The sequence below is a fragment of the Paenibacillus sp. FSL R7-0216 genome (assembly GCF_037969915.1).
Lineage (GTDB): Bacteria > Bacillota > Bacilli > Paenibacillales > Paenibacillaceae > Fontibacillus > Fontibacillus rhizolycopersici.
The window spans coordinates 1-10,000 of sequence record NZ_CP150222.1 but is presented as its reverse complement, the minus strand read 5'-3'; the positions used below and the strand labels follow the sequence as shown (position 1 = coordinate 10,000).

The following is a 10,000-nucleotide window of genomic DNA, read 5'->3' as shown; positions in this document are numbered from 1 at the left end:
TCCGGATCAACGTACCGCTCGCGGTAATGATCATCAGGTCCTCGTCATCCTTAACGACCTTGAGTCCGACAACCGTCCCGTTCTTGTCCGTTACATTAATCGTTTTGATCCCTTTCCCGCCGCGGCTTTGCGAGCGGTATTCCGAAACCGGCGTCCGCTTGCCGTAACCTTTGGCAGTAACGATCAACACGTCTTGGTCCGGAATGACCACGTCCATGCCAATAACCGCGTCGTCGTCATCCAACGTGATGCCTTTGACCCCGGTAGCTGCCCGGCCCATCGAGCGTACATCGCTTTCCGGGAACCGGATCGACATGCCTTGAGCTGTACCCATGATGACTTCCTCATTACCGTAGGTCAGCTTCACGTCGATCAACGTATCATCCTCGCGCAGGTTAACCGCGATCAAACCGCCTCTGCGGATATTGATATAATCTTCGATCGGCGTTTTCTTTACGATGCCATTCTTCGTGGCGAAGAACAAGTACTTATCGTCGTCAAAGCGTTCGACCTCAATTACCGCGTTGACCGTCTCCCCCTGCTCGATCTGGATCAGGTTGATGATTGGCGTCCCCCGCGCAGTACGGCCCAGCTCTGGAATCTCATACGCTTTGAGCCGGTAAGCCTTCCCACGGTCGGTAAAGAACATCAGATAATGATGGGAGTTCGTTACGAACAGATGCTCCACGAAGTCATTATCCTTGGTGTCCATCCCGACAACGCCCCGTCCGCCCCGCTTCTGGCTACGGTACGTCGTTACCGGCAACCGTTTGATGTAGCCGGTATGCGTGATCGTAATGACCACTTCTTCTTGTGGGATCAAATCCTCGTCAAGAATGCTCTCTTCGCCGATCGTAATTTCCGAACGACGTTCATCAGCAAATCTCTCACGGATTTCCTGCAACTCTTCGCCGATAATCTTAAGCACAAGGTGTTCGTTGGCCAGGATTTCACGATATTCAGCGATCTTCTGCAGCAATTCGTTATATTCGTCTTCGATCTTCTCGCGTTCCAAACCGGTCAAACGGCGGAGTCTCATGTCGAGAATCGCCTGTGCCTGTTCGAAGCTGAGTCCAAAACGAGTCATCAAGCCTTCGCGGGCTTCTTCATCCGATTTGGATCCCCGGATCAAGGCAATAACCTCATCGATATGATCCAAGGCAATCCGCAAGCCTTCCAGGATGTGCGCCCGGGCTTCGGCTTTTTTCAAATCGAATTCCGTACGCCGGCGAACAACCTCCACCTGATGCTTCAGATAATGACTCAGAACGTCCTTCAGCGTCAGAATCTTCGGTTCATTGTTGACGATTGCCAGCATATTAATGCCAAACGTGCTTTGCAGCGCCGTATGCTTGTACAAATTGTTCAGTACGACGTTCGGATTAACGTCCCGGCGAAGCTCGATGACGACGCGCATCCCTGTACGGTCGGACTCGTCGCGCAAGTCGGTGATGCCGTCGATCTTCTTCTCGCGGACCAACTCAGCGATTTTTTCAACCAAACGGGCCTTATTGACCTGATAAGGGAGCTCCTCTACCACGATACGCGCTTTGTTGTTGTGTTCCTCAATCGTGGTCTTGGCTCGCATCGTAATGGAGCCGCGACCTGTCGTATACGCTTGACGGATCCCCGAGCGACCCAGAATATAACCTGCCGTCGGAAAATCCGGACCTTTGATATAATCCATCAATTCCAGCGAACTGATCTCCGGATTCTCGATCAAAGCATGAACTCCGTCGATCACTTCTCCTAAATTGTGCGGCGGAATGTTCGTCGCCATTCCGACCGCAATCCCCGACACCCCGTTGACCAACAGGTTCGGAAAGCGGGAAGGAAGTACGACCGGTTCATGCTCCTCCCCATCGTAGTTCGGCATGAAGTCGATGGTTTCTTTGTTGATATCACGCAGCATTTCCATTGCGATTTTGGATAACCGTGCTTCGGTATACCGCATCGCCGCGGCCATATCACCGTCAACCGAACCGAAGTTGCCATGGCCTTCGACGAGCATATATCTCATCGAGAAATCCTGTGCCATCCGCACCATCGTCTCGTAAACGGCGGAATCCCCGTGGGGGTGATACTTACCGATAACTTCGCCGACGATCCTCGCCGACTTCTTAAACGGTTTGTCCGGATGCATCCCCAAATCGGACATCGCATAGAGAATGCGTCGATGCACCGGTTTCAGACCATCTCGCACATCCGGCAACGCACGGCTGACAATAATGCTCATGGCATAATCCATAAAGGACTCGCGCATTTCCACATTAATGTCCCGATCTATGATTTGAGAGAATTTTTCTTCCGCCATGCTGGACCTCCTTCATAATCTATCCACGTGCCTTCGTATGGGAAAAAGCCCGAAAAACCGCCACTTTCATTATATTACTTTCACAAATCAAGCTCAATTAAACGTGACCGGTCTTAAGTACACGATCCATATAGACAGCAAAAAAATAGGGATGTGTCCACTCCCATCGAATCATACGTTCATACACTACGGATATAGGCATTTTCTTGGAATCGCTGAAAAGCTTATAAAATCCCCATATCTTATAATTATACCATTGTTTTTCTCTTCTGTCCTATGTTTTTCGCACGGATGAGAACGGACCGTACGGCCCGAAAGAAAGGAAGGATAAACGATTTGACGATCCAACGTATCGCAAGCAAGTGGGAGAAAACGAAAGTGATCCGCCAGAAGGAATCCCTTCGTCCATACATTCCGGATACGCGAAAATACTCCTTTGAGCATCTCCGGGATATGCTGGTGGCGTACGGTTATGTCTTCGTCAAACCGGATCACGGCACCTATGGCATCGGCGTCATGAGTATCGAGCTATGGAAAGATGACCTTAACCCGGACAGCCCGCTCCAATATAAGCTCCGGCACGGAATTGAATATGAACTGCATCCAACGTTGGAGGAGCTGCACGCCGCGTTAACCGGGAAGATCGGGACAAAGCCTTACCTGATCCAAAAAGGCATCCATTTGCTCACTTACCGCCGCCGCAGGTTTGATATCCGCGCCCTCGTGCAGCAAACACCGAATAAGACCTGGGAAACCACCGGGTTTATCGGGCGGATTGCCGCACAGCAAAAAGTCATCACCAACTATCATGGGGGCGGCAGCGTCATGTTAATCGAGGATTTGCTAGGGTCCTATTTGACACCCAAGGAATTTACTGAGAAATACAAGGAAATGAAATCGGTTGGCGTACAGGCGGCGGTCCAACTGGCTCGTAAATTCCCCAAACTTAAGGAAATCGGCTTGGATATCGCGATTGACGAGCAGCATCAAATCTGGATTCTTGAAATCAATACGAAGCCGGCCCTATTTCCCTTCAAAATGCTGCATCCGAAAGAGGTGTACCAAAAAATCCGGCGTTACGCCGTCGCTTACGGACGGTTAAAAGACAAATCTGCCAAAGCGAAATAGGAAAAGGCTGTTCCGACTTAGCCAGGGGAATCCCGGCTAGTTAGAACAGCCTTTTCTATAGGGCGTCTATTAAAATGCTTAGATATCGAGGTTCTTAACGTATTTCGCGTGCTCATGGATGAAATCACGCCGCGGCTCCACGTTGTCGCCCATCAGCGTATCGAAGATCGCATCCGCCTGGATCGCGTCGGAAATCGATACCTGCTGCATCGTGCGGCTCTCTGGATCCATCGTTGTTTCCCAGAGCTGTTCAGCGTTCATCTCACCCAGACCTTTGTACCGCTGTACGTTGACTTTAACGCCTTCGCCAAATTCTGCGATGATTTCATCGCGTTCCTTCTCTGAGCCGGCGTAACGAACCACTTTGTTGCGCTCGATTTTGAACAATGGCGGCTGCGCGATGTAGACGTAACCCGCTTCGATGATTTTACGCATGTAGCGGAAGAAGAAGGTCAACAACAGCGTGCGAATATGCGCACCGTCGACGTCGGCATCCGTCATGATGATGATCTTATGATATCGTGCCTTTCCGATATCAAATTCCTCGCCGATCCCGGTGCCAAGCGCCGTAATGATCGCCCGAATCTCAGCATTGCCGAGAATCCGGTCCAACCGTGCTTTCTCGACGTTCAGAATCTTCCCGCGCAGCGGCAAAATCGCCTGGAAGTGGCGATCCCGTCCTTGCTTCGCCGATCCGCCCGCCGAGTCTCCTTCGACGATGTACAGTTCACTGATCGAAGCGTCCTTCGAGGAGCAGTCGGCCAGTTTGCCCGGCAAAGCGCTGACTTCAAGCGCACTCTTGCGCCGCGTTAACTCGCGGGCTTTACGAGCGGCTTCTCGTGCCCGCGAAGCTTGCAGCGACTTCTCCAGGATCCGCCGGGACACGGAAGGATTCTCATCCATGAACTCCTGCAGCTTCTCGGCGAATAGCGATTCTACGATACCCCGTACCTCGCTATTGCCCAGCTTGGTTTTCGTTTGACCTTCGAACTGCGGTTCCGGAATTTTAACGGAAATAATGGCCGTCAAGCCTTCACGGACGTCATCCCCGGTCAAGTTCGAATCATTATCCTTGATCATACCGGTCTTGCGGGCGTAATCATTGATGATCCGGGTCAGGGCGCTCTTAAAGCCGGACTCGTGCGTTCCACCCTCATGCGTATGAATATTGTTCGCGAAAGAATAAATATTTTCCGTATAGCTGTCGTTATATTGCAATGAAACTTCAACCTGGATCATGTCCCGTTGTCCTTCGACGTAAATCGGATCCTCATGAAGGACTTCCCGATTATTGTTCAGGAAACGGACGTATTCCATGATCCCGCCTTCGTAGTGGAAGGAATCACTGTGATCGGTACGTTCATCGGCAATGGTGATATTAATGCCTTTGTTCAAAAAGGCTAATTCCCGAACCCGCGTCAACAGCGTATTGTAATCAAAGGTGGTCGTCTCAGTGAAAATTTCCGGATCCGGATAAAATCTCGTCTTCGTTCCCGTTTCGGTCGTATCCCCGATCACTCGTACATCGTATTGGGGTGCACCGCGATGGTACTCCTGCTGATACACATGACCATCCCGCTTAACTTCGACAATGACCTTAGTGGACAGAGCATTCACGACGGAAACGCCAACCCCGTGCAAGCCCCCGGATACCTTATATCCGCCGCCGCCGAATTTCCCGCCCGCATGAAGCACGGTCATAACGACTTCCAGCGTCGACTTCTGCAGCTTCTCGTTCAAACCAACCGGAATCCCCCGGCCGTTATCGATGACCGTTACGCTGTTATCATGATGAACGATGACGTCGATTTTGTTCGCATAGCCGGCCAGCGCTTCGTCGATACTATTGTCTACGACTTCCCATACCAAGTGATGCAGGCCCCGTGCGCTGGTCGAACCGATGTACATCCCCGGCCGTTTGCGCACCGCTTCCAAACCTTCAAGCACCTGAATATTACTCTCGTCATATGTTTGTTCGTTCATTGACAATGCCTTCACCTACTTCTCTAGAATCAAACTCAAGGCTAAACCGCCAAAATCACGTTCGCTTTCTTCTTCAGCGTTGCGGAGGATATCGGCGAGTAGTAGATCTCCTTCTGGGTCACGACGATCGACTTCGGTTCCTCTTCGCCGATGCGCACCACGTTCTTTACCTCAAGCGCATGGCTGAGGAACTGCTTGGATATTTTTGAAGATTTCTCGATCGTGATATCGAAAATGGCGATCAGCTCAGAAGAGAGAATCACCTTTTCTCCGCCCAAATGAATATACATCCGTTTTCCTCCGTCCTTAGCCTTGGACTTGTCCTTCCTGAACATGAAAAATGCTGGCGTCCTGTAGCCGGCTCGCATTGATGCTTTCGATCCCTGTAGCCGTAATGAACGTCTGCACTTTGCTCTGAAACGTCTCAATCAATTGGGTTTGGCGGTAAGGATCTAATTCCGATAAGACGTCATCCAAAAGAAGGATCGGGTACTCCCCGATTTCCTCGTGGATGAGCTCAATTTCCGCCAGTTTCAAAGATAATGCCGTCGTCCGCTGCTGACCCTGGGAGCCGTAGACCTGCGCCTCATTGCCGTTGATAATAAACGACAGATCATCGCGGTGCGGTCCGCAAAGCGTCATGCCGCGGCGAATTTCCTGATCTTTCATTTGTGATAACTTTATCATAAATTGCCGCAATAGGACAGCTTCATCTTCTTCTTCGGCTTCGCCAAACGAGGGAAGATAAGCCAATTTCAAGGTTTCACCGCCTCCGGTAATCCCCTCGTGAATCTGCTCTGCCCACTTTTGCAGTTTGCTTATAAATTGTTTCCTTTTTTTGATAATTTTAACACCATGTTCGACTAACTGTTCGTTCCAAATGTCTAGCATCGTCGTCAGTTCAGGGCCAGCGCCCCAAGCCTGCTTCAACAAATTGTTACGTTGGATCAGCACCTTCTGATACTGCTGAAGATGATAGAGATAGCTCGGCTGAACCTGACCGATCTCCATGTCAAGGAACCGGCGCCTTACCCCGGGAGTTCCTTTGACGATTTCCAAATCCTCAGGAGCGAACATGACGACATTCATGGCTCCAATAAAATCGCTCAACTTCCGCTGCTCCAAACCGTTCAGCTTTGCTTTCTTGCCTTGCGACGTGAATCGAAGCTCCAGTTGTACCGCACCATACTTCTTCTCTACCTCCGCCGACACCACGGCATGGTCGCTGCCGAATGAAATCAGCTCCTTGTCTTTGCCGGTCCGGTGCGATTTCGTTAGTGCGAGTACGAACAACGCCTCGAGCAAGTTCGTTTTCCCTTGAGCATTCCGCCCAATGATGAGATTAACCGCGCCAAAAGAGTCCAGCGTAAGGGTGCCGTAATTGCGGTAGTTTTGCAGCGATAGTCGATTTACAAACACGTTCTAAGCCCCCTCATCATCCGCGGGTCTTTGGCAGTCTGGCCCCGGGCAGAGCGCTTCAGGGTGCTTGTTCTCCCGCCACCTGAAAAGATCCGCATCCTTCCACCTCAACGATATCGCCTGGATAGAGCTTCCGGCCGCGACGCTCCTCCGCCTCACGGTTGACCTTCACAGCACCTTCCTGCAGGATCGCCTTGGCCATCCCTCCGGTGGACACACAATCCGCCAGCTTCAGGAAAGAATCTAGTTTAATATATTCGCTCGAGATGGAAATTATTTTCATTGGCGTTTGCTCCTTTTTTTCTTTGAAACGACTAGTTCGTAGTCCGGTATGGCAGGATCAGATAAAGGCTCTGGCTGTCGTCCACCGGCTTGATAATGATGGGGCTCATGGCACCCGTAAATCCGATGTGCAGCTGTTCGCTTTCTACGACCTTGAGCACATCCAGCATGTATTTCGAGTTGAAGGAAATACGCAACGGCTCGCCTGTGAACTGAGCCACGTCCAGTTGCTCGGTTACCTTACCGAGCTCGGAGGAGCTAGAGGAAATTTCGATTGTCCCGTCTTCCATCGTTTGCAGGCGAACGATATTCGTCTTCTCCTCGCGGGAAAGCAAATAAGCGCGGTCGATCGAATCGCTTAGCTTCTTGGTATCCAGGACGAGTTCTGTTTTATAAGTGGTCGGAATAATCTTGGAAGTATCCGGATAAGTTCCGTCGAGAATGCGAGTATAGAACAACACGCGATCGATCTTGAATAAGACTTGATTGTCGGCGACGACGATCTCGACGCGTGTATTTTGATCAGGAATGATCTTGCTGAGCTCACTCAAGGTTTTACCGGCTATAACGATATTGCTAAAACGTACGCCATCCGCGTCGTCTAGTCCGGCAATCCGGCTGGCTAAACGGTGACGGTCCGTCGCTACGAATTTAAACTGATTATCCGCCAGGTTCCACAATACCCCAGTCAGAATCGGCGAGGTTTCGTTCGTTGAAATGGAAAAGCCCGTTTGGCGAATCATATTCTTCAACAAATCGCCGGGAATCGAAATGACCTGATTCTCTTCGATGCTAGGCAGTACAGGGAATTCCTCTGGATCAAGTCCTACCATTTGGATATCGGTTGAGCCGGAGCGGATGAAGGTTTGAAACCCATCCTGCACTTCCATTTCGATCTCGGAGGAAGGCAGCTTCTTAATAATTTCAACGAAGAATTTTGCTGGCAGGACAACACTACCAGGACGTTCCACTTGAACGATTTGCTTCTCTTGATCCTCAGCCGGAATAAAGGCCTGGATGGAAATGTCCGTATCGCTGGCGGTCAGGGTCATCCCTTGAAAGTTCACATCCAGCTTGATCCCGGTCAAAATCGGAATCGTTGTCCGGCTCGAAATGGCCTTGGACACGTGTTGGATCGATTCATTGAGATCATGTTTCAAAATACGGATTTTCATAAATTCAACTCCTAAACGTTTTATGAAGCATACGCTTCTATGATTATCATTGCAGTTAAACTCACTTCATCACTTCGGAAGCCCTTGAGTCGTCATATTCATGGCCTCCGAAGCATAACCTAGAGGTATGTACGGTTGAGGCAATCCAAACTCTCTTCCTCTTTGGACTGGACAAGATGGCTTGGAAGAGGTTCCCCGAACCGGTGGCTTGTCCGCCGTTTATGAAGATGTATATATCTTTTAATAGATTAGAAGAAGTAGTAGGGGCACTGAATATGTGGATAACAACCAAATCAATATGAAATGAAGCCTATCCACATGTGAATATCATGTGCATAGGCTTATCCCTTATTCAGGTAGCACTTTTTATTTTTTCGGTAATGTTGTTCACAATTTTGAATAGCTCCTGGTCCGCCTTCAGTTGCTGAGTGATTTTCTCGTGGGCGTGAATGACCGTCGTATGGTCGCGCCCGCCAAATGCGTCGCCGATCTTCGGCAGCGAGAAATCGGTCAGCTCTCGGGCTAGATACATAGCGATTTGCCGCGGAAACGCAATCGCCTTGGTTCGTTTGCGCGCCTTGAAGTCGTCCAGCTTCAAATTGTAGTAATCGCCGACCTTTTGCTGGATGTCCTGGATCGTGATCATCTTCGGACGGCTGGAAGGAATGATATCCTTCAGCGCCTCGGCGGCCAAATGGGTTGTGATGTCTTGATTGATCAAGGAAGAGTAGGCGACGACGCGGATGAGCGCGCCTTCCAGCTCGCGGATGTTGGTATCGATCTGATTCGCGATGTACATCATCGCTTCATTCGGAATATCGAGGTTTTCCGCTTTGGCTTTCTTCCGCAAAATCGCGATCCGGGTCTCGAGATCCGGCGGTTGGATATCGGTGATCAGTCCCCATTCGAACCGGGAGCGGAGCCGCTCCTCAAGCGTTGGAATCTCTTTCGGCGGTCGGTCGCTGGAGATAATGATTTGCTTGCGCTCCTCATGCAGCGCGTTAAACGTATGGAAGAACTCCTCCTGGGTTGATTCCTTGCCGGCGAGAAATTGAATGTCGTCGATCAGCAAAATATCGATGTTGCGGTATTTGTTGCGGAAGCTTTCCGCGCGGTTGTCCCGGATGGAGTTGATGAATTCATTCGTAAATTTCTCGGAGGAGATGTATACGACTTTACTGCTGGGGCTGTGTTCCAAAATGTAATGTCCAATCGCATGCATCAGATGCGTCTTGCCCAGTCCCACACCACCATAGAGGAACAGTGGATTGTACGCCCGCGCCGGCGCCTCGGCAACCGCCAGGGAGGCGGCATGGGCAAACCGGTTGCCCGATCCGATAACGAAAGTGTCGAACGTATACTTCGGATTAAGCATATGGGAAACGCTTTCCTCGCTTGGGACGGGAGCGGGAGGTTCCTTGTAAACCTGAGCTTGCTCGGGCGGGGCCGACTCCTCAATCACGAAGGAGACGTCGACCTGCTTGCCGATCACCTCAAGAACGGTGGTGGCCACCAGTTTGGTATAGCGGCTCTCCAGCCATTCCACTGCGAACGTGGTCGGAGCGGAGATCACGATCGTTTGATCGGTCAAGGAGACCACCTTGGTTGCTTTAAACCAGGTGTCAAAGCTAGGTTTACTCAATTTCGTATTAATGATGGATAAGATATGTTGCCATATTTCCGAAGTATGGCTGTCCAC

General features: G+C 50.6%; 8 protein-coding genes (1 of these 8 cut by a window edge). 1 reads left to right on the top strand and 7 read right to left on the bottom strand.

Annotated elements, in window-relative coordinates:
• A protein-coding gene (gene gyrA / locus MKZ15_RS00040) for a DNA gyrase subunit A (RefSeq protein ID WP_155604512.1) crosses the window boundary here: on the bottom strand, positions 1–2,314 show its 5' portion. 209 nt of this gene lie to the left of the window's left edge; the window shows 2,314 of its 2,523 coding nt (coding positions 1–2,314); the start codon lies at positions 2,312–2,314; the stop codon falls past the left edge of the window.
• Positions 2,315–2,650: 336 nt separating this feature from the next.
• Here gyrA and MKZ15_RS00035 point away from each other — a divergent pair, with 336 nt between their 5' ends.
• Entirely contained in the window at positions 2,651–3,442 is a 792-nt protein-coding gene (locus MKZ15_RS00035; RefSeq protein WP_339818890.1) for a YheC/YheD family protein, read from the top strand.
• Between the two features lie 78 nt (positions 3,443–3,520).
• Here the strand turns inward: MKZ15_RS00035 and gyrB are convergent, their stop codons facing one another.
• The 6 genes from gyrB to dnaA all read right to left on the bottom strand — a co-directional run bounded on the left by gyrB (position 3,521) and on the right by dnaA (position 10,000).
• On the bottom strand, positions 3,521–5,425 hold the full coding sequence (gyrB, locus tag MKZ15_RS00030) for a DNA topoisomerase (ATP-hydrolyzing) subunit B (protein ID WP_167521151.1): 1,905 nt from the start codon (positions 5,423–5,425) through the stop codon (positions 3,521–3,523).
• Between the two features lie 41 nt (positions 5,426–5,466).
• Entirely contained in the window at positions 5,467–5,715 is a 249-nt protein-coding gene (locus tag MKZ15_RS00025; RefSeq protein WP_155604515.1) for an extracellular matrix/biofilm biosynthesis regulator RemA family protein, read from the bottom strand.
• 16 nt (positions 5,716–5,731) lie between these two features.
• Positions 5,732–6,844: a DNA replication/repair protein RecF gene (gene recF, locus MKZ15_RS00020; protein WP_213624178.1), complete on the bottom strand. Its 1,113-nt coding sequence runs from the start codon at positions 6,842–6,844 to the stop codon at positions 5,732–5,734.
• Between the two features lie 58 nt (positions 6,845–6,902).
• Positions 6,903–7,127, bottom strand: a complete 225-nt coding sequence (gene yaaA / locus MKZ15_RS00015; protein WP_155604516.1) for a S4 domain-containing protein YaaA — start codon at positions 7,125–7,127, stop codon at positions 6,903–6,905.
• A 31-nt stretch (positions 7,128–7,158) separates the two neighbouring features.
• Entirely contained in the window at positions 7,159–8,301 is a 1,143-nt protein-coding gene (gene dnaN, locus MKZ15_RS00010) for a DNA polymerase III subunit beta (RefSeq protein WP_155604517.1), read from the bottom strand.
• Positions 8,302–8,653: 352 nt separating this feature from the next.
• Positions 8,654–10,000 (bottom strand): chromosomal replication initiator protein DnaA, encoded by a 1,347-nt coding sequence (gene dnaA / locus MKZ15_RS00005; protein ID WP_193417635.1) that lies wholly within the window; start codon positions 9,998–10,000, stop codon positions 8,654–8,656.

Excerpts from the sequence above, each read along its gene's own strand:
- gyrB (WP_167521151.1), bottom strand. The coding sequence starts at position 5,425 with ATGAACGAACAAACATATGACGAGAGTAATATTCAGGTGCTTGAAGGT.
- MKZ15_RS00025 (WP_155604515.1), bottom strand. The coding sequence starts at position 5,715 with ATGTATATTCATTTGGGCGGAGAAAAGGTGATTCTCTCTTCTGAGCTG.
- yaaA (WP_155604516.1), bottom strand. The coding sequence starts at position 7,127 with ATGAAAATAATTTCCATCTCGAGCGAATATATTAAACTAGATTCTTTC.
- dnaN (WP_155604517.1), bottom strand. The coding sequence starts at position 8,301 with ATGAAAATCCGTATTTTGAAACATGATCTCAATGAATCGATCCAACAC.